This window comes from Saccharophagus degradans 2-40 (assembly GCF_000013665.1).
Classification (GTDB): Bacteria; Pseudomonadota; Gammaproteobacteria; order Pseudomonadales; family Cellvibrionaceae; genus Saccharophagus; species Saccharophagus degradans.
The window spans coordinates 22,266-44,778 of the sequence record NC_007912.1; the positions used below are offsets into that span (position 1 = coordinate 22,266).

The following is a 22,513-nucleotide window of genomic DNA, read 5'->3' on the forward strand; positions in this document are numbered from 1 at the left end:
CTTTATAACAGTAATAGTTTTAGTCGCGGGTTTTTTCTAGTAACGCGTAATAAAACCCGTCGTGCCCGTTTTCCTGTGGGAACAGTTGTCGGCCAAATGGACGTTCAACTCCCCAGGTTACGGGTTGATTGTTATCGAGAGGGATATGTCGCGCATCATTTTGTTCGCTTACAAAATGGCTAACGATGTTTTCGTTCTCTTGCTTTAGCACCGAACATGTGGCGTAAAGCAGTTTGCCCCCAGGCGCTAAGGTACGCCATACGCTGCGCAAGATCTGCGCTTGTAATTGGGCAAGCTTAGCAAGATCAGAAGGGCGGCGCAGTAGTTTTATATCTGGGTGGCGACGGATAACCCCTGTGGCGGAGCAGGGGGCATCCAATAGAATGCGATCGAAGGGCACGCCATCCCACCAACTATCCACCTCGTTGGCATCTTCTACTATTAATTTAGCCGTGTGGCCGAGGCGGGCAAGGTTTTGCTCAACCCTTGGCATGCGGCTGGCATCAGACTCTAAACAGGTTAAATCTATGTTGTTTGCCTGCTCACATATGTGGCCTGCTTTGCCGCCGGGCGCGGAGCAGCAATCGAGCACTCGCTGGTTGGCTTGAAGATCTAGCAAGCTGGCAGAAAGCTGGGCGGCTTCATCTTGCACGCTAAAGTGGCCTTCATTAAAGCCGGGCAGGGCGGGGATATCTGACGCGCCTTCCAAGGTTATTCCATCGCGAGAATACTCACATAAGTGAGCGCCAACTTCGGCCTTGTGCAGCGCTTCTAAAAGTGTTTTTTGATCGCAGTGACGTTTATTGGCGCGCAATGTTATTGGTGGCTGTTGGTTGTTAGCTGCCAAAATAGCTTGCCAATCTTGCGGCCAGTCGGCGCGCACTAAATCGATAAACCACTGTGGGTGGGCGTGTTGAAAAGCCATGCTGCCGTTTAGCTTGTGTTGCAGGGCCACTTTCTCGCGCTGGTAATTGCGCAGCACACCATTAATAAGCTTGCTGGCCCAAGGCTTGTTTAGCGCTTTGGCGGCTTCTACTGTTTCGCCAATGGCCGCGTGGTCGGGGGTGCGCAGGTAATCCATTTGGTAAATACCCAGCACAATTAGCGCATATACGTCGTTATCGCGACTTTTAAATGGTTTTTGCAGTAACTTTCGCGCAATTAGGTCAATTTTAGGGAATACACGCAAGCTGCCTAAGCACAGTGTTTGCATTAGCGGCCTTTCTTTTGGCTCTACTGCATCCAAGGCTTTATCTAAAATGGTCGAGAGCGAGCGGCTGCCGCTAATAACCGGTGCTAAGGTCATAGCGGCAAGGGCGCGAAGGTTGGTAATGCGTTTGTTAGGCGATTTTGCCAAGGGGAATCCTAATGGTTAAAGGTGCGATTACAGTGTGCCAAAGCGAGCGGGCGGGTTTACCAAATGGCCAAAGCCGTTTAAAAACGATGCCGCATCCATTGGTTTTTTGCCGGGCAATTGCAGGCTGGTGATAACAATCGAGCCGCTACCGCAGGCCACTTCGATGCCCGCTTTGTTGGCGTTTAGTATTGCGCCCGGTGCGCCCTTGCCATTGGCTAACTGCGCTTGATAAATTTTTACCACCATTGGCTCGGCATCGGCTGGCTGCAATTCGCTATTACATATAGGGAACGGGTTAAACGCGCGTATGCGACGGTGTATTTCGCTGGCGTCTATTTGCCAATTAATTGCGGCTTCGGGTTTGAGCAATTTGTGGGCGTAGGTTGCGAGGCTGTTATCTTGCGCTTCTGGCTCGGCGGTATCGGAAGCCAGCATATGCAGGGCCGATAACAATGCGGGTGGGCCCATTTCAGCAAGCTTGTCGTGCAAAGTGGCCGCGGTTTCGTCAGCTTTAATATCACACACGGTTTTTAACAACATATCGCCTGTGTCTAGGCCTGCGTCCATTTGCATAATGGTAATGCCGGTTTCGGTGTCGCCCGCCTCAATACAACGCTGAATAGGCGCCGCGCCGCGCCACCTTGGCAACAAAGAGCCGTGCACATTAATGCAGCCTAAAGTAGGTGTATCGAGTACTACTTGCGGTAACAACAAGCCGTAGGCTACCACTACCATAATGTCGGGTTTTAATGCCGCCAGTGCAGCTTGATCTTCTTCGCTTTTAAAATTGATTGGTTGGTACACCGGTACGCCAGCGGCTTGGGCAACGTCTTTAACTGGGCTGGCGGTAAGTTTTTTACCGCGCCCTTTGGGTCGGTCTGGCTGGGTATAAGCTGCCACTATATTGTGGGGGCTTTGCAGTAGGGCTTCTAAATGGCGGGCGGCAAACTCAGGGGTGCCGGCAAAAACAATGTTAAGCGAATGGTGTTGGGGCATATCTAACTGGCTCTGGGTGGTGCGCGGCTTGCGCTAACAGCGCGCCCAGTTAGAGCGCGCAGTGGAGACTGTGCGAACTAGCCGACAGATTGCGCAGCTTGGCGGTGCTGCTTTTCTAGTTTTTTGCGAATGCGCTGGCGCTTGATATTGGATACATAATCTACAAATAGCTTGCCGTTCAAATGATCCATTTCGTGTTGCACACACACTGCCAGCAGGCCTTCAGGTTCGATCACAAATTCCTTGCCGTCGCGGTCTAACGCGGTAACTCGAATATGCTTGGGGCGAGAAACCTGTTCGTAAAACCCCGGCACCGATAAACAGCCTTCTTCGTATTCGTAGTGTTCTTGGTCTAGAATTTCGATAGAGGGGTTAATAAATACCATAGGCTCTTTGGTTTCTTCGCCTAAATCTATCACTAAAACCTGTTCGTGCACATTCACCTGGGTGGCAGCCAACCCAATACCCGGTGCGTCGTACATTGTTTCGAACATATCGTCGATAAGTGTTCGAATGCGTTGGTCTACTTTTGCTACTGGCTTGGCAATTGTACGCAAGCGCGGGTCGGGAAACTCTAAAATTGGGAGTAAAGCCATGGTTTAAGCCATATACAGTTGTTGATTACGTGACAAACTTCTAGTAACTAGCTAAGTTTCGCTGCTAACATTATGATCAAACAGGAGTTATACTGTTTTGGCATGCTGTGAGCGCTGGTGTTTCAGCCAATATGATCGGCTCTGCTAGGCTAGTAACGATGCATTAATTTTAGTGCAACATTCATGTTGCTAATCGGTTCATTATACTGGTCTGCCAGTTGTGGAACCAATGATTATAACGCTCCTTAGCGTCAGCGCCGAATTTAACAGGAACAATGAGATGAAAAAATACTTGCTTGGCGTGCTTTCTGCCATCGCCTTATCTGCGCAAGTCGCCACTCAAGCCTACGCGGAACAGCCTCAACTTCGCGATGAGATCCCAGCGACCCATACAGTAGTTAAAGGGGACACGCTGTGGGATATTTCCGCGACCTTCCTTAAGAATCCTTGGATGTGGCCAGAAATTTGGCATGTAAATGCCCAAATTGAAAACCCGCACCTTATCTACCCTGGCGACGTAATTCGCTTGATCTATGTAGATGGCAAACCACGTTTAACGCTCGATACCAGCGGCCGCGTTTATAAAATGTCGCCTCAGGCGCGCGTTTTATCTGCTGAAGAGGCCATTGAAACGATCCCGCTCGAAAAAATTAACAGCTTTTTGTCACGCAGCCGCGTGGTTGGCGAAAACGATTTTGTAGGCGCGCCCTATGTGCTTTCTGGTTTAGATCAGCACTTATTGGTAGGCGCTGGCGATAAAATCTACGGTCGCGGCAATTTTGCCGAGCGCGGCACGGTGTACGGTATTTACCGTCAGGGTGAAATCTTTAAAGACCCAGAAACCAAAGAGATTTTGGGTGTACAGGCGCTCGATATCGCTACTGCATCATTAATGCGTGTAGAAGACGATAACGATGCAAAAGACGATATTGAAATTGGCACCTTAAGTGTTTCTCGCACCACAGAAGAAGTGCGTATCGGCGACCGCTTCTTGCGCCAAGAAGAACGCCCCATCGACTCGACTTTCTTCCCATCGGCCCCTAACACCGAAACCGAAGGTGTCATTTTGGCGGTTGAAGGCGGTTTAACCCAAGTGGGTAAAATGGACGTTGTTGTTATAAACCGCGGCGAGCGCGAAGGCATGACAGCAGGCACGGTACTTGCCGTTTACAAGCGTGGCGGTGTTATACGCGACCGAGTGAGTAAAGATAGAGTAACTTTGCCCGATGAGCGTGCCGGTGTTTTGATGATTTTCCGCACCTTCGAGAAAGTAAGCTTTGGCTTAATATTAGAAGCGGAGCGCGGCATTTCGGTAAAAGATAAAGTACGCAACCCATAAGTAGTTGTCATACAAATAAAAACGCCAGCGAAAGCTGGCGTTTTTATTTGTACTTTAGGCGTAAAAAAGGCACTAGGGCCGCCAAAATGCTCGAAGCATAATGACAATAAAGGGTAAGCGTTGGTAACCTTAATAAAAGGTATTCTCAACGGCTGTAAACCAATCACGGATGAAAATATGCTTAGTTCAATTGAAGAGCTCATACTGTTTACTCGCCTACCAGGTGTAGGTGCGGCCACATACTGGCAGTTGTTAGATCGCTTTCCTAGCATACACTCTGCGCTGCAAGCCTCACCCGAAGCACTTAAACCATTTCTCTCGCAAGAAGCCCTCGATACCCTAGCGTTGGTACGCAGCCAAAAATCTGCCTCTATGGCTGTGCAGCAGGTGCAGCGGGATATGGATTGGCTGCAAAAAAACGACATTACCCTAGTAGATACTGACCACACCGCCTACCCAGAGTTACTGCGCGAAATAAAACGTACGCCGCCATTGCTGTACGTCAAAGGTTGCCCGGCGAGTTTAAACTTTCCTCAGGTGGCCATTGTGGGCAGCCGCAAGCCCACGCCTGCTGGCCGCGACACTGCTCAGGCCTTTGGCTCCGATTTGGCAAAATCGGGTTTTACCATTACCAGTGGCTTGGCTATGGGTATTGATGCCGCCGCGCACGAGGGCGCCGTTAAAGTTAAAGGCCGTACCATTGCAGTAATTGGTACCGGCATAGATAGCGTTTACCCCCAGCGCAATAGCGCATTAGCTAGCGAAATTATTGCTAACGGTGGTGCAATAGTAAGTGAGTTCCCCTTGGGTACCGACCCACAACCGCAAAACTTTCCACAGCGAAACCGTATAGTTAGCGGTTTAAGTTTTGGTGTGGTGGTGGTCGAAGCGGCGGTAAAAAGTGGCTCTCTTATCTCTGCGCGCTATGCATTGCAGCAAAACAGAGAGTTGTTTGCGGTGCCTGGCTCCATCCACAACCCTTTAAGTCGTGGTTGCCACGCATTAATAAAAGAAGGCGCCAAGTTGGTAGAAACCTCGCAAGATATTGTCGATGAGCTAGGCGGCTTCTTATCGCGCCAGCGCGATTTATTAGATATTTACAAGCAGCCCGCAGAAAATAGTTTGCCAAAACACGACGAGCTTATAGCTAACGATTTAGAAGACGATGTACTGGCAAAACTAGATTACAGCCCAACCCCCATCGACGCTTTAGCCGAGCGCACCAAAAAGCCCATTGGCGAAGTTATGTCTTGTTTGCTCACCATGGAGCTAAAAGGCTTAGTGGCCAACTTGGGTGCAGGCTATATGCGGTTGCGCTAGTGGCCAATCGCTTATACTTCGCTAGCTAGCACCCTTGTTCTTAGCCCCCATTTAGCGTATTTTTGCCGACTTTCTAAGCATGTTCCTAATACTTCGCCTGTAAGCTAGCTGTTAGTGAGTTTACCTTTACAGCTTTTCCTATAGGGTTGTAAAAGGCGGTTGTATAAGGGTAACAGGCACATTCTTACTTTTTGCACACAAACAGATTGGCCAAACTGAATTGGCATACTGCGTCGTGCCCTAATACAAATGACGACTACAAATTAATGGTACCTATGAATAATTGGCGAGCTGTACCCAAGTTGACTCAGTGTGTACGCACCTTGTTGCAAGGTGGTGTAATTGCTTACCCAACAGAAGCGGTATGGGGCTTGGGTTGCGACCCAGACAACGACCATGCTGTAGAAAAAATCTTACGCCTTAAAAAACGCCCAGTTCACAAAGGCCTTATATTGGTGGCGGCATCTATTGAGCAGCTGGATTTTTTGCTGCACGACCTAGAGCCAGAATACTACCAAAAGCTTGAAGCCAGCTGGCCGGGTGCCAACACCTGGCTTATACCGCATAAAGGGCGCGTATCGCCCATGGTTACAGGCAAGCACGCCACTGTCGCCGTAAGAGTGAGTAATCACCCAATTGTTAAAGCCCTGTGCGAAGGTTTTGGTGGGCCCATTGTGTCTACTTCGGCCAACCCTATGGGGCTAAGTGCCGCTAAAAGCCAAATGCAGGTGCGTCGCTATTTTGCAAAAGAAGCTTTATCCTACGCGACTGGCGTGGTGGGCGGGCGCAGCACGCCATCGGTAATACGCGATTTGTATACAGACGCGATTATACGCGCCTAGGTATATCACCCGAAATCAATACATAAAAATAAGCGCAAATTATGACTGCATCCAATAAGCAAGCCGTTAAAGCCTACCTATTAAACCTGCAGGACAAAATCTGCCAAGTCTTGGCTGCGGTGGACGGCAAAGAAACTTTTGTTGAAGATTCTTGGCAAAGGCCAGAAGGCGGCGGCGGTCGCTCTAGGGTGCTCACCAATGGCGCCGTAATAGAAAAAGGTGGGGTAAACTTTTCCCACGTGCACGGCTCCTCAATGCCTGCATCGGCTACTGCGCACAGGCCAGAGCTTGCCGGCCGCAGTTTCGAAGCAATGGGGGTATCGCTGGTTATTCACCCCAATAACCCACATGTACCAACCAGCCACGCCAATGTACGGTTTTTTATCGCCGAAAAAGAGGGCGCCGAGCCTGTTTGGTGGTTTGGTGGTGGTTATGATTTAACCCCTTATTACGGCAACGATGAAGACTGTCGCCACTGGCACAATACGGCCAAGGCCGCTTGCGCGCCTTTTGGTGAAGATAAATACCCGCGCTACAAAAAATGGTGTGATGAATACTTTTACTTGAAACACCGCGATGAGCCGCGCGGTGTGGGTGGTTTATTTTTTGACGACCTGAATGAGCTGGGCTTTGACCAGAGCTTTGCTTTTATGCAGGCTGTGGGCGACAGCTACACCCAAGCCTATGTGCCCATTGTAGAGCGCAGAAAAGACGAGCCCTATAACCAAGCGCAACGGGATTTTCAGCTCTACCGTCGCGGTCGTTATGTGGAATTTAATTTGGTGTACGATCGCGGTACGCTATTCGGCTTACAAACCGGTGGTCGCACAGAGTCTATTCTTATGAGCTTACCGCCCCTTGTGCGCTGGGAATACGATTGGCAACCACAGCCCAATACACCAGAAGCGCGTTTATACGAACATTATTTGCAGCCGCAAGACTGGGCTGAATAGCCCACATTATTTAACGAGAAACGACATGGATACCTATATGGTTGTGGGCAACCCTATTGCCCAATCAAAATCGCCCCTTATTCACACCATGTTTGCCGCCCAAACCGAGCAGCAGCTGGAATACAGCCGCCAATTATTAGAGCCGGGTGAGTTTGATGCAGCGGCCAAGACTTTTTTTGCAGGCCAGGGCAAAGGCATAAATATCACCATGCCGTTCAAACAAGATGCCTACAATTTTGCCGATGAGTTAAGCCCAAGAGCGCTTTCTGCCGGTGCAGTAAATACCCTAATAAAACGCGAAGATGGCAGCATTTTAGGCGAAAATACCGACGGTGTAGGCTTAATTAACGACATTACAGATAACCTAAACTGGACCTTAAGCGGCCGCAAAGTGCTAATTGTAGGTGCCGGTGGTGCCGTAGGTGGCATACTGCTACCGTTAATGGAACAAAACCCAGCCGAGGTGCTCATAGTTAATCGCACGGCTAGCAAAGCCGAAGAGCTGGCGGCGCGCTTTGCGAGTATGGGTAATATACGCGGTGCCGGTTACGGGGAACTTAGCGCAGCAGAGGGCGGAAGCTGCTCGGCGTTTGATGTGATTATTAACGGTACGTCCACCAGTTTGACCGGTGATTTACCCCCTATACCGCCAGCAGTAATTACAAACACTAGCTGCGTGTACGACATGGTTTATGGCGCAGAACCAACGCCCTTTATGGTATGGGCACAAAACCATGGCGCCGCAGCAACCGCAGATGGCCTAGGCATGCTAGTTGGCCAGGCAGCAGAGAGTTTCTATCTATGGCGAGGCATAAGGCCCGATATAGCGCCAGTGATGGCGGCATTGCGTCAAAGTCAGTAAACGGCGGCTGGTGGACCCATCGCTACGCGCGCGACTTTTGCGCGCTGAGTGTGGGTGTTGCCATTGGTTGGTGGGTAACTACATCGTTTATTCCCACAGCGCCACACCCCTCAACCATATCGCAGCGCGCGCCTAACCCCGCTGTTAACCCTCATCCTGCGGCCGATGCCGGCACCAGTCAGCCCGATCTTGTACTGCAATTTCCTTCCGCGCAAGAACCCAAGCTCGCAGCTAGCTCAAGCGGCGAAAATGAGTTTGTGCAGAACGACACGCGCCTAGAAGCTTTTATTGAGCTAATTAACAAACGCAAATACAGCGAAGCGCTAGAGGTATACATAGAGGTTGAAACCTTTTACCCCGAAGATCTCGCCATTTTTCGCTCCACCTTACTCGATCAACTCAAAATGTATTTGGCATCTAACAATACCAATGCCTTTACCGGGCTGAGCGATGCGGTACTACAGGCTTACTACAGCGATATTGAAGTCTTGGTGTTGGTGGCCGATTTTCACGCTAAGCAAAACGAGTTGGGTGAAGCGCTTACGGTATTTCAACTGGCAAAAAGCTATGCCGAAGGGGTGGGTAAAGGCCAATTAGTGCAAGAAAGGCTGTCGCGTTTTGTTGAGCACACCGTAAGTTACCTAAGCAACAAGGGCCGCTGGGCTCAAGTGCAAATGTTTTTGGAAGACCTACTCGACCGCGATCTCGCCACACCAAAGCAGCAAATACTGTTAGCCGAAATCTACTTTCATAATGGGTTTCCCGATATTGCCAAAACCCTATTGGCAAAACATAGAAACACACCGGGTGTAAGCAACAAGGTTGCCCGCCTTTATGCTGCCCATGAGAAGGGCGAAAAAATAACCCCCGAAATTACAGGTTTTGATGCCATAGTTAACCTCGCCCAGCACGGTGCCCACTATTTGGTGCCCTTGCGCTTAGGTGGGCAGGTAGATGTAAACCTGCTATTGGATACAGGTGCTAGTATTACTACAGTCTCACCCGAAAAATTACAAACATTGCACAATCGTACGCGGGTGCGCTACAAAGGCCGGCGCCACTTTAACACCGCTAACGGTATTACCAGTGCATCCACCTATGAAGTGGAAGAAATTAGAATTGGGCCCTACACCTTAAACAATGTAGAAGTAGCAGAGATGACACTTAGCAACGATGTGGACGGGTTGTTAGGCATGAATATTCTCGGCCATTTCCACTTTCAGTTAGATCAAGTGCAAGGTGATTTGTTGTTAACGCCGCGAGACTAACCTGTCTGGCATGTATATCATCCGATATAATGCAACAATCAATCATATAAACTAGCGCCACCCAGCTCATAAAGCGTTAGTCCAAAAGGCACAGTTTTGATAGATCATTACTGCGAACGAACAGCACAAGGCTTACTTAACGAGCCAATTAACGCGCTTACCAACCTGTTTTTTGTGGTGGCGGCAGTGTGCTTTTGGCGCCATGCACAAAAGTTAAGTCGCGACTCTATCGGCTTAGGTAACGGTGTGCTTGCTGTACTTATGGTGTGCATTGCTATTGGCAGCACGGTGTTTCACACCTTTGCTACGCCGTTCGCGCAGTCGCTAGATGTGCTGCCAATTATGACGTTGCAGCTAGTATGGCTGTGGTTATATTTAAAGCGCATTATGCGGGTGAGACCTGCCGTGCGTTTTGTGCTTACCTTGGGTTACCTGTTTTTATCGGTGGTATTTTCTATGCTGCCTGACCCTACGCCCGGCTCTATGGGGTACTTGGGCCCGCTTTTAGTGATTACTCTGCTTGGTATCTACCACAAAGACCACGCACCCCGTGAACCGCAATTACTGTATTTGATGGCGGGGCTATTTTTTGTGAGTTTAATTTTTAGAAGTGTCGACCTTGCGTCTTGCCAGTTTGTACCGTTCGGCACGCACTTTGTGTGGCACATACTTAACGCCATAGTCCTTTACGGCGTTTGTCGTACAGTTGTGCTGGATAACAAAACCAATGCGAATCGCTAAATACTGATCGTTAATAACTAATCAACAAGCCCTAAGCAATTACTTACTTTCGCTCGCTACCACATATTGCACATAGATATTGGCGTGGTATTTAACCTCGTCAAAACCCGTACTCTGTGCGGGTGCTGCGGTATCGTGTTCGGCAAGGCTTTGCAGTTTAACTTTTGCCGGTGCCATGGCGCGCTCTTGGCGCATGCCGGTAAAACCCACATCGCCGTCGTTAAATGCAATGGCCACCAATTTTACGTTTAAGCTTTTTTCGTAAAAGGCTTTTTGCTCTAGAATCTTATCCATTGCCATTTTGCGCACTTCGTTTTTAAGCTCGTCTTTCTTGGTATGTTCGAAGCGCGTATTAACGACGTTAATTTCTTTTTGCGCATCGGCCAACTTAGACACCAACAAAAAGTGCGCCTCGCTGGTTACCCCTACCGATACGCGGTTATTCACCTCAAAGCTATCTGGCTTACTGCCAAACCAGCCATACTGTGGCGACGAAGAAAACTTAGCGTTGTTTATTTCATCGGCAGCAATACCGCCTGCTATTAACGCTTTAACCAGTGTTTGCCTTACTGCATTGTTATCTTCAATAGATTTAGAAAGGGTTTTACTCTCGGTAGTAACCATTAATTCAATAATGGCTTTATCACTATAGGCCGTTTTTTCAGCCTGCCCGGTAAGCGAAACTGTATTGTCGCGCGGGTGTAAAAACTGGCGCAGCTCTTCAGGCGAGCCTTTAATCTCGGGCTGTGCAACAACCCCCATACCACTAAACGCAGCAACAAAAACCAACCCATACAAAGGCTTAAACATAAAAAACTCCTAGTGCTATAAAATTCAACTCCACAATTACGGGTAATCTGTAATCTGTTAGCTATCCCCTAAATATTCATCTTTCAACTTCACATAATTTTGCGCTGAGTAGGCGAAAAAGGCTTTTTCAGAATCTTTAAGTGGACGAGCTTGCTTGACGGGACTGCCCACATACAGGAAGCCACTTTGTAAGCGCTTGCCGGGTGGCACTAAGCTGCCTGCGCCGATAATGACTTCATCTTCCACAATGGCGCCGTCTAATACCGTTGCACCAATACCTACCAGCACTTTATTGCCAACTGTACACCCATGTAGACACGCGCCGTGGCCAATCGTTACATCGTCGCCAATAATTAGCGGCCAGCCGTCGGGGTTAAAGCTGCTGGCGTGGGTAATATGCAAAATGGCGTTATCTTGCACGCTGGTGCGCGCGCCCACACGAATACGGTGCATATCACCGCGTATTACCGCACAGGGCCAAACCGAAGCGTCTTCACCTAAATGCACATCGCCGATAACCACAGCAGCTGGGTCGACAAACACTCGCTCACCAAGGCTGGGGGTAATATTTTTAAAAGTGCGTACTGGGTTGGAATTTGCCACTGTGGCCTCCATATTTGGGTTATCTAATCAGCTAAACGGTCATTATCGCGCTTGGCATTTACTAGGCCAATGCGTCGCAACACAAAGCTGCTAAAATTCTTGCATGCACCTAAGGCATAGTTAGTATGCCGCACCCTATAAGGAAACCCTAAGGTATGTCTAACCCTTTGTTAAATCATCAGAACTTGCCAGCATTTTCTACTGTTAAGCCTGAACATGTGGTGAATGCAGTAGAAACAATTATTAAAGAAAATGAGCAAACTTTAGCCGAAGTGCTTGCGCAAGAGGGTACGCCAACCTGGGAAACCCTAGTGGCACCCTTAGATGAAAAAAGCGATAAGTTAGACAAGGCTTGGGCGGTAGTGAGCCATCTAAACTCAGTAGCTAACAGTGATGAGTTGCGCGAAGCTTACGAGGCGGGGGAGCAATTGCTTACCCAGTACTATGCCAAAATAGGTCAAAACAAAGCGCTTTATCAAGCCTACGAGGCGCTGGCCCAAGAGCCATATTTTAGCAGCCTCAGCCAAGCCCAAAAGCAAACTGTAGAAAATGCGCTGCGCAATTTTCGCTTAGCGGGTGTTGCTCTAGAGGCCGAACAGCAAGCGCGTTTTACCGAAATTCAATCTGAGCTATCTAGCCTAACTACACAGTTTGCCAACAACGTGATGGATGCAACGCAAGGTTGGTACAAACAGGTAACCGACGAAGCACACTTAGCAGGTATTCCTGCAATGGCGAAAGAAGCTGCGGCCAATGCAGCCAAAAAGAAAGATGTGCAAGGCTGGGTATTCACACTTGATATCCCGTCTTACTTGGCAGTAATAACTCACGCCGATAACCGAGCGCTGCGCGAAGAAATGTACCGCGCGTTTGCCACCCGCGCCTCGAGCGAAAGCCCAGTAGCGGATGAGCAAAAAGCAAAATGGGACAACACCCCGCTGATAGAAAAAATTCTTGCTCTGCGCTTAGAAAAAGCGCAACTGTTAGGGTTTAATAATTATGCCGAAGTATCTATTGCTCCCAAAATGGCAGAGAGCACCGAGCAAGTAATTGGCTTTTTAGAAGACCTAGCCGCAAAGGCCAAACCACAAGCCGCAAAAGAGAAAGCTACACTTGAGCAGTTTGCTAAAACCGAACTCGGCCTAGATGAATTAAACGCATGGGATGTGGCTTACGCGTCGGAAAAACTAAAAGAAAAAACCTTTAACGTTTCACAAGAAGCATTGCGTGAATATTTTCCGCTACAAAAAGTACAGGCGGGTATGTTTACGTTGGTAGAGAAACTATTTGATGTGCGTATTCAAGAAAATACCGAATCAGACACCTACCACCCAGATGTAAGTTATTTCGATATTTATCGCAACGATACGTTAATTGCCAGTTTTTACTGGGATTTATTCGCCCGCGAGAAAAAACGCGGTGGCGCGTGGATGGCCGATGGCCGCATTCGTCGCAAAACGGCAGAGGGCTTGCAAAAACCGGTTGCATTTTTAACCTGTAATTTTAATGGCCCCGTTGGCGATAAGCCTGCGTTATTAACCCACGACGAAGTGACCACATTATTCCATGAGTTTGGTCACGGCTTGCACCACATGCTTACCCAAATAGATATCCCAGCAGTAAGCGGCATTAATGGCGTAGCGTGGGATGCCGTTGAGTTGCCCAGTCAATTTATGGAAAACTTCTGCTGGGAAAAAGAAGTACTGCCGTTAATTTCTGGCCACTACGCCACCAACGAACCTTTGCCAGAAGACATGCTTAATAACATGATTGCCGGCCGTAACTTTCAATCGGCTATGCAAATGGTACGTCAGTTAGAGTTTTCTTTATTTGATTTTGTGTTGCATAAAGATTTTGGCACTGAACAATTTAGCGATGTGCAAAGTGTGTTAGATACTATTCGCGATAAAGTTTCGGTAATTGTTCCACCCAGCTTTAATAAATTCCAAAACAGTTTTACACATATTTTTGCCGGTGGTTATGCGGCGGGTTATTACAGCTATAAGTGGGCAGAGGTGTTATCGGCCGATGCGTTCGCGGCGTTTGAAGAAGAAGGTGTACTTAACGAAGCAACCGGCAAGCGCTTTTTGCACAGTATATTAGAGCAGGGCGGTTCACAGCAGGCGATGGTATTGTTTGAGAATTTCCGCGGTAGAAAACCCAGTGTGGACCCGCTTTTGCGCCATTCTGGCATTGTAGAGGTAGCAGCGTGACAGAAATTAAAAAACGTTTTATAGCCGGCGCGGTGTGTCCGCGCTGTGCAAAAATGGATAAAACCGTTATGTACAAAAAAGACGGTGTAGATATACGCGAGTGCATTAGTTGTGGTTTTAGCGATGAAATGCACTTTAAGCCGGTGCAGCGCGAATTAACAACTCGGGTAAATGTCACCGAAGAAGAAGTACAATCGCAGGTTCAAATATTGGATTTTCCGCCCAAAAAATAGGCTGAAGTTGGCGCAGTTTAATGAACAGCTGCGCCGGCGTAGTCATCACTCATGTTTAGCCTAATAGCAGAATCGCCCGCTAAGCATGGCCAGTCTTTAATCGTTGTTTCCCATCCCGCCTTGCGAAATTTGGCAATATAGTTTTTAAATGACTCTTCGTTAAAGAAATTGTCGGTCTGGAATAGGGCTTCGATGGAGTAGTGCACAGCTAAGTCGAGTTGGTTTGCAAATTCATCGCCTAATAGCTCGTGTATAACCAAATTTGACAGCGTCATATCCATGGGGGCCAACGGCATGCCACAGGCCATCATTACTCTATCGTTTACCTCTTCGAGAAGCCTGTGGGCTAAATAAGCTTCATCTATTAATTGGTGCAACCCAGAGTGTTCGCCAACTAATTCTGGTGGCCGAATAAAATAGTCTTCTGCAATAGTTAAAAACGATTGTGTGTATTCGTAAATACCCGCTTCTTTGGTAAGTGCTGTTAAGGCCTCAATGAAGTCTGGTACATGCTCTATGTATCGAGTCACAAATTCGAGAAGGGCGCTTTCGGGGTTTTCTTCAGGCAAAGCTATTGCGCGGTGCAGCATAGGAATTTTACTGACCAAGTATCGCTCTAAAGTATGCTTTTCGCTTTCAATTTTTCGAGCTACAGCAATAGATTCTCGAATATGCAAAATTCTTGACTCGCTCATAATAGTTTTAGTTCTTTAGCAACTGCTAGGCGTGCTGTTGTCCGGTTGAGTCCTTAGGTTAATGAAGTGACATCCGCGAGGGATGCAGTTGCATACTATAAAAATAACCTACTTTATTGGTTTTACAAGCGCATAGATTACTAAAGACTAAGGCGCCACTTTTTTAAAAGCATTTTCAATTCTGTAGTTACTTTTACCGCTTACTCTCTTTATTGGGGTATCGGTTTGTTCCTTTACGAATACCTTGCGCAACCTATCTAAGATACTCCATGTGGCGGAATGTTACAAAATGAGTGGTAGTATATTTGGTTAACCAATAGTGCGTTTTTTAACTTGGTTTTTACCCAATATTAGAAGCTTTTTTATACGCACAAAGTATGAAATTAGAGTGTATCTGTCACAAATTACTGGTTAAGCTTTGGTGTTGGCTAAAGCCGTGTGCTACTCTAAAAGCTCGTTGGTACGGTTGTTGTAGTCCACAAAACCCTAATAAATAAAGGCTAAAACCTATTTTTGGCCTCGCGATGTAGATTTACCTTTCAACGAAATGCCTGGCATTGTGGGCATTTTCAATTACAAAAACACACATGGAATTGGTTTAAGCTATTTTGTAATTAATTTATATACCAAATGTGCGTCCGGCTGTCGGTTTCGCTTACAAAAGTGGAATTTTCGGCCCGCTGGCGTGTGCGCGAAAAATAATAATAAGCAGGAACGAGACAATGAGCACAAAACTAACCCAGTCGATCAAGTGGTTGGCACCCATGTTAATGGCCATGCAGGTATCAACGGCGTATGCAGCAGACCCAGTTTCTGTTGAAGCGTCCACCGATGATGGCAATGGGCCTAGCAACACATTAGATAATGATTTATCCACGCGTTGGTCTGCCAATGGTAGCGGCCAGTGGATTCGCTACAACCTTGGCACTAGCTACAATATTGAATCTTTAGATATTGCGTTTTACAAAGGCGATCAGCGCAACGCGAGCTTTGACGTTTTAACATCAGGAGATGGCCAAAACTGGAATACCGTATTCAGCGGTACGCAGCCAAGCAGTACGGCAGATCAACAAACTATCTCCCTATCTGACTCGATAGGTCAGTACGTACAAATTGTTGGTTACGGCAATTCATCTAACAGCTGGAACAGTATCACCGAAGTTGATATAGATACTTCAGTGGTTGATGACGGCAATACCGGTGGCGGTAGTTTAAGTGCAAGCGCCAGTGCCGATGATGGCAATGTGGCCGGTAACGTACTTGATGGCGACCTAAACACCCGTTGGTCCGCCAATGGCAATGGCCAGTGGTTGCGCTTAGATCTTGGTGCTACGCAAGTGGTTGGCACTGTAAATATTGCTTTCTTTAAAGGTAATCAACGCAGTGCTAATTTTGATATAGAAGCCAGTACCGATGGTTCGAACTGGACCCGTGTAGTGGCTGGTGCACACAGTTCAGGTTCTTCTGTAAGCTTGGAGCCTTTTTCATTCTCACCTGTTAACGCGCGCTACATTCGCTACGTTGGTTATGGCAACAGTGCCAACAGCTGGAACTCAATCACCGAGATGAGTGTTGCAGCTAGTGGTGGTTCTAGTAGTTCGAGCAGTTCTTCAAGCAGCTCATCGAGTTCATCTAGCTCAACCAGTTCATCTAGTTCAAGCAGCTCTTCAAGTTCCTCGTCTAGCTCTTCTAGCAGTTCGTCTAGTTCTAGTAGCTCAAGCAGTTCTTCAAGTTCTAGCTCGTCGAATGGCGGTGTACCAGGTAATACTTATACCGCAACACCCGATTCGCTAAACGATGTATTGGCGACGGTGTCTGGTGGCGACGAAATTGTGGTTACTGGCTCCGGTGAAATATCGATAAAAAATATTAGCTTTAATTCACCTGTGTTAATTCGCGCAAACTCTATTGGCGGCACCACGTTAACCAATGCAACCCTTACTAACTGTAATAACATTAGTTTGCAGGGTTTTGTGTTTGGTCCTAACGACGAGAGCACGCTGTTAAAGATTGTGAACTCCACCAACATCAAAATATTGCGCAACTTGTTTGATCACAAAAACGTTACCGAAAGCCAAACGTCTTTAGTGATGACTCAAGCCAGCCAATATATTGAAATTGCTTACAACGAGTTCCGCGATAAAAATTTAGGTGACCGCAGTGGTACCAAAATTACGGGTAGCTACATTAAAACCCAGTTCGACGACCCGTTGATGAGTAAAAATATTCACATCCATCACAACCACTTTAAAAACATTGCGCCATACCTTGTGGACGGTGTACCAGCGGGTGATTCGGATCGTGAAGTAATTGCAATGGGTATTGCCGATTCGCAAGACGTAGTAACCAACAATATTGTTGAGTACAACCTTTTCGAGAACTGCGATGGCGAAAACGAAATTGTTACAGTTAAAACCTCTAACAATATTTTCCGCTACAACACCTTCAAAAACTCCATGGGTTCCTTGTCGTTCCGTTTAGGTTCGAACAACCAAGCTTATGGCAACTATTTTTACGGTGTAGGTTCTGGTGCGTCGGTTGCTAATGATAACTATGAAACAGGCGGTGTGCGCGTGTACGGCGCGGGTCATACTATTCACAACAACTATATGGAAGGCCTAACAGGGCTTAGCTGGAGACGCCCAATTTTAGTGGATTCGGGTGATACCTCAGAAAGCTCGGGTAACGATAGCCACGAAGTGTCTACTAATGTGCAGGTTTACGATAACGTTATTGTTAATAGTTTAGGTGGCGGCATTCATGTAGGCGGCGACAAGTACAGCAAAATGCCCACCAATATCACCATTACTAACAACGTAGTTAGCGGTAGTGACGGTATATTATTTAACAATCACGCTAATCAATCTTCTAACACTTGGTCGGGCAACCAGGCTTACGCAACAGGTTCTGCTGTAGCGGTTGCTGGCGGTTCATTAGGTGCTTCGGAAGTTGTTGTGTTATCTAGCGAGCCAACTATTAATAAGCCAACACCGCTTACCGCAAGTGATGTAGGCCCAAGTGCGCCTTAAGTAATAACGGCGTACATTAATGGTAGGTAATATAAACCTCGTTTAACACATTAAGCGAGGTTGTTTTGAGGGATTGTAGTTAAGGTTTAAACGAAGGAATGTTAAAGAGGGGTTGATTGTTCAACCCCTCTACTATTTTTGCGAAGAACTTGATCATTCTAAGAATTTACTCGCTGTGTTACTTTGGGCAAGTTTGTCATCTGTCTGAAGGGGGGATCGAACAACCCCATTTTGTTTTCAACAAGCGTCCACATTGCTAGAGGTAGCAAACCAACTATTGCGCACAGTGCAGCGATAATATTCGTAGCCTAGGCTAATGCTGCGAGCAATATGAAATACCACAAATGCTATCCACAGGCCGTGATTGGCAAGCGGTTGCAGTAGCCACCAGCTGGGTAAAAATACCAGCAATACGGCTGCAAGCATCCAATTGCGCAGCGCGCGCGTTTTTCCCGCACCAATAAAAATACCGTCAAACAAATAGCACCACACGGCCACGATGGGCATTATGCATAGCCAAATATAATACTGGGCCACTGCCTGTTTTACTTCGTGGATGTCTGTCATAAGCCAAATAAAAAACGGCTGACCAAACCAAAACACAACGGCCATAAATACCGCAATAAACCCTGCTGTACTGCAAGCGGCAATGCTAGTGTTGTGCAGTTTGTGTAGGTTTTTGGCGCCTATGGCATTGGCGGCAAGGGTTTCTGCTGCGTGGGCGTAGCCATCTAGGGCGTAGGTGCTTAAAAACATAAGCTGAATAAGAATGGCGTTGGCGGCGAGCGTGGTTTGCCCTAGGTCGCCACCTTGTGCGGTAAAAAAGTTAAACACAAACAGCAGTATGGCAGTGCGAATAAATAAATCGCGGTTTATACCCATAAGCTTGCGCCAATTGCCTTGCCGCAGCGCGCTTAGCCACCGCCAATTTGGGGCGCGCTTAAATAGCTGTATTTGCTTGGCGCTGTAGTAAAAACAAAACAGGGCAATTACAAAGCCTAAGTAATCTGCGCATACCGAGGCCGCAGCGGCACCTTGGCTACCCCAGTTAAATTTAAGAATAAACACGTAATCTAAGGCTATATTTATTGTGTTTATCGCCACAGTAATAATTAACGTGTAAACCGGTTTTTGTAAGCCAAGTAGCCAACCGCTAAGCACATAGGTACCCAGCACCGCTGGGGCGGCGTAAATACGTATAGAGGCATATTGTGCCGCTAGCTCGGCCACTTGCGGGTCGGCGGCTACCCAGCTAATTGCGAGGGGCAAGGTAAAAGGGTGGGTAATAATAAGTAGTGCTGCTAGGCCAAATGCTAACGCCGCACTTTGCGCGAGCTGATCAAAAGCGGTAGTGGGGTTGTTTGCTCCCAGCGCTTGGCCCACCACCGAGGTGGTCCCCATACGCAAAAAGGCCATCATCCAAAACATAAAGGCAAATATGTTGGCGCCAACCGCAACTGCACCTACAAACGCTGCATCGTCCAAGTGGCCCAGCATGGCTGTATCCGCTAAACCCATCAAAGGTACGGAAATATTGGCCAAAATCATAGGCCCAGCTAGGGCAAAGGTTTGCTTGTGGGGCAGCTCGAGCCAGCGAGAAGACCAATTTTTGATCATTAATTGTACTCTTTGGGTGTCGGCATCGCATTCTACGCGAGGACCATAGCGATATTCATTGGGTTTTTTATTAAAAAAGGATCTAGTATTGGATACGGTACTTACTTTATTGCCTAAGGTGCCGTTATAATCGGGCGGTGCGGTTAAATGTCGCACACTTCGAGGGTGCATTCTGCCATCCCGGCTGTCTCTCGAATATATTGGCGGGTACTGAATAGGCTTGCGCCTATTTTTTTGTGCGCCAAAGCTCGATGAATAAAAATTAATAATAACCAGTCAATTCATTAATATGGAGATGGGGCGATGTTAAGTATTAACAAGCGGTCGCTCGCTCTGTTGTTCTCTGGGGTATCTCTAACGTTGCTATCAGCGTTAGCGGGGGCCGGCGAATGGCAGCTCAATATGACCGAGGGTGTCACTTCTATCAGTAAAGAAGTGTATGGCCTACACATGCTGATCTTTTACATTTGCTGCGCTATTGGCGTACTTGTATTTGGTGCAATGTTTATCAGTATGTATTTGCACAGAAAATCGAGGGGCGCTGAGGCATCCCACTTCCATGAGAGTGTCAAACTCGAGCTTTTATGGACAATAGTTCCCGCCTTAATTCTTATTGGTATGGCGTTTCCAGCCACCAAAACTCTCACCAAAATCTACGATACCGACAACGCCGACCTAGATATCCTTGTTACGGGTTATCAATGGAAGTGGAAATACGAGTATATAGGTCAAGATGTGAGTTTCTTCGCCAACTTAAGTGATGCCTCTAAGGCAGAAATCTTTAACGGTGAAGCAAAATCTGAACACTACCTGCTAGATACCGACAAGGTATTGATGATTCCTACCGGCAAAAAAGTACGCTTTTTGGTGACCTCTGCCGATGTAATCCACAGCTGGTGGGTAGCCGATCTAGCCGTTAAGCGCGATGCAATTCCCGGCTATATCAACGAATCATGGACGCGAGTAGACGAACCCGGTTTATTCCGCGGTCAGTGTGCTGAGCTGTGCGGTAAAGATCACGGCTTTATGCCTATTGTGGTTAAAGCTGTTACCCCAGAAGAGTTCGACGCTTGGCTAGCTCAAAAACGCGAAGAAGCGGCGGCCATTGCCGAAGCGGCTAAGCAAACTCTTAGCTTCGATGAGCTATATGCTCAGGGCGAGGCGGTTTACAACAGCCAGTGTTCTGCTTGTCACCAACCAGATGGTAAAGGTATAGCGGGTACATTCCCTGCTATTGCGGGCAGCCCGCTAGCCATGGGTGATGTTGTGGGCCACTTAGATCGCGTTATTAACGGCGGTCAGGGTATGCCACCGTTTGGCGAACAGCTAACACCTGTTGAAGCGGCAGCAGTTATTACCTTTCAGCGAAACGCGTTTGGCAACAATATGGGCGATCAAGTCCAGCCAATCGACGTTGTGAACTTTAAGCAAGGCCAATAGGGGGAAACACACTATGGCACATGGTCCTGCGAAAGGTCTGAGTCGTTGGTTTTTTACAACCAACCATAAAGATATCGGTAGCATGTATTTGTGGTTCAGTTTCGCCATGTTCTTTCTTGGCGGTATTTTCGCGTTAGTTATTCGTGCGGAACTGTTCCAACCCGGCCTACAAATTGTAGAGCCAAACTTCTTTAACCAAATGACCACCATGCACGGCTTGGTGATGGTGTTTGGTGCGGTAATGCCCGCGTTTGTGGGCTTGGCCAACTGGATGATACCAATGATGATTGGTGCACCCGATATGGCCCTGCCGCGTATGAACAACTGGAGCTTCTGGATTCTTCCATTTGCGTTCGCCCTGTTGGCGTCCACGTTGTTTATGGCTGGCGGCGCGCCCAACTTCGGTTGGACATTCTACGCACCGCTTTCTACTACCTATGCCCCAGCGTCGGTGACGTTCTTTATCTTCGCCGTACACATTATGGGTGCAAGCTCTATCATGGGTTCCATCAACATCATCGCCACTATTCTTAACATGCGTGCCCCAGGCATGACGTTAATGAAAATGCCGCTGTTTGTATGGACATGGTTAATTACCGCTTACTTGCTTATTGCAGTAATGCCCGTATTGGCAGGCGTAGTAACCATGATGCTTATGGATATCCACTTCGGTACCAGCTTCTTTGATGCAGCCGGTGGTGGTGACCCCGTATTATTCCAGCACGTGTTCTGGTTCTTCGGGCATCCAGAGGTTTACATCATGATTCTGCCAGCGTTTGGTGTGGTTTCGGCCATTATCCCAACGTTTGCGCGCAAGCCGCTGTTTGGTTATTCATCCATGGTGTACGCCACCGCATCCATTGCTTTCTTAAGTTTTATTGTATGGGCGCACCACATGTTTACCGTAGGTATACCGCTGTTGGGTGAGTTGGTGTTTATGTATGCCACCATGCTTATTGCAGTCCCTACAGGTGTGAAGGTGTTCAACTGGGTGACCACAATGTGGAAAGGCTCCATGACCTTTGAAACCCCCATGTTGTTCTCTATTGCCTTCGTAATATTGTTCACCATTGGCGGCTTTTCTGGCTTGATGCTGGCAATTGCACCGGTGGATTTCCAATATCACGATACCTACTTTGTTGTTGCTCACTTCCACTACGTACTCGTACCCGGCGCGATATTCTCTATTACCGCAGCTGTTTACTACTGGTTGCCTAAGTGGTGCGGCAAAATGTACGACGAGACAATGGGTAAAGCGCATTTCTGGTTGGCATTTATTGGCTTGAACGTAACGTTCTTCCCAATGCACTTCTCGGGCTTGGCAGGCATGCCGCGTCGTATTCCAGACTACAACCCACTGTGGGCAGACTGGAACATGATCTCTTCTATTGGTGCATTCCTATTTGGTGCGGCACAGGTATTGTTCCTGTACATCATCATTCGCACCATTATTAGCGGCAAAAAAGCGACCGACCGCGTATGGGAAGGTTCGCATGGTTTGGAATGGACAGTGCCATCACCTGCGCCATACCACACTTTTAGCACGCCGCCAGAAGTGAAGTAATTGTAGTCGCAGTAAGCTAAGTAATCGTTTCAGCT

At 47.7% G+C, this 22,513-nt stretch carries 19 protein-coding genes; 12 read left to right on the forward strand and 7 right to left on the reverse strand.

What is annotated here, in order from left to right; genetic code table 11:
- Positions 1-19: 19 nt before the first annotated feature.
- From rsmB to def, 3 genes are all read right to left on the reverse strand, one after another.
- The gene (gene rsmB / locus SDE_RS00105) at positions 20-1,357 is read right to left on the reverse strand and encodes a 16S rRNA (cytosine(967)-C(5))-methyltransferase RsmB (protein WP_011466507.1); all 1,338 of its coding nucleotides are present in this window, start codon (positions 1,355-1,357) and stop codon (positions 20-22) included.
- 27 nt (positions 1,358-1,384) lie between these two features.
- Complete coding sequence (gene fmt / locus SDE_RS00110) at positions 1,385-2,353, reverse strand: methionyl-tRNA formyltransferase (RefSeq protein ID WP_011466508.1); 969 nt, start codon at positions 2,351-2,353, stop codon at positions 1,385-1,387.
- 77 nt (positions 2,354-2,430) lie between these two features.
- Complete coding sequence (def, locus tag SDE_RS00115; protein WP_011466509.1) at positions 2,431-2,949, reverse strand: peptide deformylase; 519 nt, start codon at positions 2,947-2,949, stop codon at positions 2,431-2,433.
- 280 nt (positions 2,950-3,229) lie between these two features.
- Between def and SDE_RS00120 the strand changes: the two genes are divergently transcribed.
- From SDE_RS00120 to SDE_RS00150, 7 genes are all read left to right on the forward strand, one after another.
- Positions 3,230-4,288, forward strand: a complete 1,059-nt coding sequence (locus tag SDE_RS00120; RefSeq protein WP_011466510.1) for a LysM peptidoglycan-binding domain-containing protein — start codon at positions 3,230-3,232, stop codon at positions 4,286-4,288.
- 177 nt (positions 4,289-4,465) lie between these two features.
- Positions 4,466-5,608 carry a DNA-processing protein DprA gene (dprA, locus tag SDE_RS00125; RefSeq protein ID WP_049762746.1) on the forward strand — a complete coding sequence of 381 codons (1,143 nt, stop codon included), beginning with the start codon at positions 4,466-4,468 and terminating at the stop codon, positions 5,606-5,608.
- Positions 5,609-5,883: 275 nt separating this feature from the next.
- Positions 5,884-6,450 carry an L-threonylcarbamoyladenylate synthase gene (locus tag SDE_RS00130; RefSeq protein ID WP_041324979.1) on the forward strand — a complete coding sequence of 189 codons (567 nt, stop codon included), beginning with the start codon at positions 5,884-5,886 and terminating at the stop codon, positions 6,448-6,450.
- A 41-nt stretch (positions 6,451-6,491) separates the two neighbouring features.
- Positions 6,492-7,403, forward strand: coding sequence for an oxygen-dependent coproporphyrinogen oxidase (gene hemF / locus SDE_RS00135; protein ID WP_011466513.1), 912 nt, complete (start codon positions 6,492-6,494; stop codon positions 7,401-7,403).
- 25 nt (positions 7,404-7,428) lie between these two features.
- Entirely contained in the window at positions 7,429-8,265 is an 837-nt protein-coding gene (gene aroE / locus SDE_RS00140; protein ID WP_011466514.1) for a shikimate dehydrogenase, read from the forward strand.
- Positions 8,205-9,533 carry a retropepsin-like aspartic protease gene (locus SDE_RS00145; protein WP_041323943.1) on the forward strand — a complete coding sequence of 443 codons (1,329 nt, stop codon included), beginning with the start codon at positions 8,205-8,207 and terminating at the stop codon, positions 9,531-9,533. Before aroE ends, SDE_RS00145 begins: the two co-directional genes overlap by 61 nt.
- A gap of 96 nt (positions 9,534-9,629) precedes the next feature.
- Complete coding sequence (locus SDE_RS00150; RefSeq protein WP_011466516.1) at positions 9,630-10,274, forward strand: ceramidase domain-containing protein; 645 nt, start codon at positions 9,630-9,632, stop codon at positions 10,272-10,274.
- A 39-nt stretch (positions 10,275-10,313) separates the two neighbouring features.
- Here the strand turns inward: SDE_RS00150 and SDE_RS00155 are convergent, their stop codons facing one another.
- Together SDE_RS00155 and SDE_RS00160 are read right to left on the reverse strand one after the other, a co-directional pair.
- Positions 10,314-11,084: an SIMPL domain-containing protein gene (locus SDE_RS00155; protein WP_011466517.1), complete on the reverse strand. Its 771-nt coding sequence runs from the start codon at positions 11,082-11,084 to the stop codon at positions 10,314-10,316.
- 57 nt (positions 11,085-11,141) lie between these two features.
- Entirely contained in the window at positions 11,142-11,699 is a 558-nt protein-coding gene (locus SDE_RS00160; protein WP_011466518.1) for a gamma carbonic anhydrase family protein, read from the reverse strand.
- 143 nt (positions 11,700-11,842) lie between these two features.
- Between SDE_RS00160 and SDE_RS00165 the strand changes: the two genes are divergently transcribed.
- Both SDE_RS00165 and SDE_RS00170 read left to right on the forward strand, forming a co-directional pair.
- A complete protein-coding gene (locus tag SDE_RS00165) occupies positions 11,843-13,900 on the forward strand; it encodes a M3 family metallopeptidase (protein WP_011466519.1) in 2,058 nt (685 codons plus the stop codon).
- 5 nt (positions 13,901-13,905) lie between these two features.
- A complete protein-coding gene (locus SDE_RS00170; protein WP_041324980.1) occupies positions 13,906-14,133 on the forward strand; it encodes a YheV family putative zinc ribbon protein in 228 nt (75 codons plus the stop codon).
- A gap of 17 nt (positions 14,134-14,150) precedes the next feature.
- On the opposite strand, the gene SDE_RS00175 is transcribed toward SDE_RS00170, so the two are convergent.
- Positions 14,151-14,828, reverse strand: coding sequence for a hypothetical protein (locus SDE_RS00175; protein ID WP_011466521.1), 678 nt, complete (start codon positions 14,826-14,828; stop codon positions 14,151-14,153).
- 722 nt (positions 14,829-15,550) lie between these two features.
- On the opposite strand from SDE_RS00175, the gene SDE_RS00180 reads away from it, so the two are divergent.
- Positions 15,551-17,857 carry a discoidin domain-containing protein gene (locus SDE_RS00180; RefSeq protein WP_011466522.1) on the forward strand — a complete coding sequence of 769 codons (2,307 nt, stop codon included), beginning with the start codon at positions 15,551-15,553 and terminating at the stop codon, positions 17,855-17,857.
- Positions 17,858-18,094: 237 nt separating this feature from the next.
- Here SDE_RS00180 and SDE_RS00185 read toward each other — a convergent pair whose 3' ends face one another.
- Entirely contained in the window at positions 18,095-19,645 is a 1,551-nt protein-coding gene (locus SDE_RS00185; RefSeq protein ID WP_011466523.1) for an MATE family efflux transporter, read from the reverse strand.
- A 132-nt stretch (positions 19,646-19,777) separates the two neighbouring features.
- On the opposite strand from SDE_RS00185, the gene coxB reads away from it, so the two are divergent.
- Positions 19,778-20,914, forward strand: coding sequence for a cytochrome c oxidase subunit II (coxB, locus tag SDE_RS00190; protein ID WP_011466524.1), 1,137 nt, complete (start codon positions 19,778-19,780; stop codon positions 20,912-20,914).
- 13 nt (positions 20,915-20,927) lie between these two features.
- The gene (ctaD, locus tag SDE_RS00195) at positions 20,928-22,478 is read left to right on the forward strand and encodes a cytochrome c oxidase subunit I (RefSeq protein ID WP_011466525.1); all 1,551 of its coding nucleotides are present in this window, start codon (positions 20,928-20,930) and stop codon (positions 22,476-22,478) included.
- Positions 22,479-22,513: the final 35 nt, after the last annotated feature.

Excerpts from the sequence above, each read along its gene's own strand:
- fmt (WP_011466508.1), bottom strand. The coding sequence starts at position 2,353 with ATGCCCCAACACCATTCGCTTAACATTGTTTTTGCCGGCACCCCTGAG.
- def (WP_011466509.1), bottom strand. The coding sequence starts at position 2,949 with ATGGCTTTACTCCCAATTTTAGAGTTTCCCGACCCGCGCTTGCGTACA.
- SDE_RS00120 (WP_011466510.1), top strand. The coding sequence starts at position 3,230 with ATGAAAAAATACTTGCTTGGCGTGCTTTCTGCCATCGCCTTATCTGCG.
- dprA (WP_049762746.1), top strand. The coding sequence starts at position 4,466 with ATGCTTAGTTCAATTGAAGAGCTCATACTGTTTACTCGCCTACCAGGT.
- SDE_RS00130 (WP_041324979.1), top strand. The coding sequence starts at position 5,884 with ATGAATAATTGGCGAGCTGTACCCAAGTTGACTCAGTGTGTACGCACC.
- hemF (WP_011466513.1), top strand. The coding sequence starts at position 6,492 with ATGACTGCATCCAATAAGCAAGCCGTTAAAGCCTACCTATTAAACCTG.
- aroE (WP_011466514.1), top strand. The coding sequence starts at position 7,429 with ATGGATACCTATATGGTTGTGGGCAACCCTATTGCCCAATCAAAATCG.
- SDE_RS00145 (WP_041323943.1), top strand. The coding sequence starts at position 8,205 with ATGGCGAGGCATAAGGCCCGATATAGCGCCAGTGATGGCGGCATTGCG.
- SDE_RS00155 (WP_011466517.1), bottom strand. The coding sequence starts at position 11,084 with ATGTTTAAGCCTTTGTATGGGTTGGTTTTTGTTGCTGCGTTTAGTGGT.
- SDE_RS00160 (WP_011466518.1), bottom strand. The coding sequence starts at position 11,699 with ATGGAGGCCACAGTGGCAAATTCCAACCCAGTACGCACTTTTAAAAAT.
- SDE_RS00165 (WP_011466519.1), top strand. The coding sequence starts at position 11,843 with ATGTCTAACCCTTTGTTAAATCATCAGAACTTGCCAGCATTTTCTACT.
- SDE_RS00175 (WP_011466521.1), bottom strand. The coding sequence starts at position 14,828 with ATGAGCGAGTCAAGAATTTTGCATATTCGAGAATCTATTGCTGTAGCT.
- SDE_RS00180 (WP_011466522.1), top strand. The coding sequence starts at position 15,551 with ATGAGCACAAAACTAACCCAGTCGATCAAGTGGTTGGCACCCATGTTA.
- SDE_RS00185 (WP_011466523.1), bottom strand. The coding sequence starts at position 19,645 with ATGCACCCTCGAAGTGTGCGACATTTAACCGCACCGCCCGATTATAAC.
- coxB (WP_011466524.1), top strand. The coding sequence starts at position 19,778 with ATGTTAAGTATTAACAAGCGGTCGCTCGCTCTGTTGTTCTCTGGGGTA.
- ctaD (WP_011466525.1), top strand. The coding sequence starts at position 20,928 with ATGGCACATGGTCCTGCGAAAGGTCTGAGTCGTTGGTTTTTTACAACC.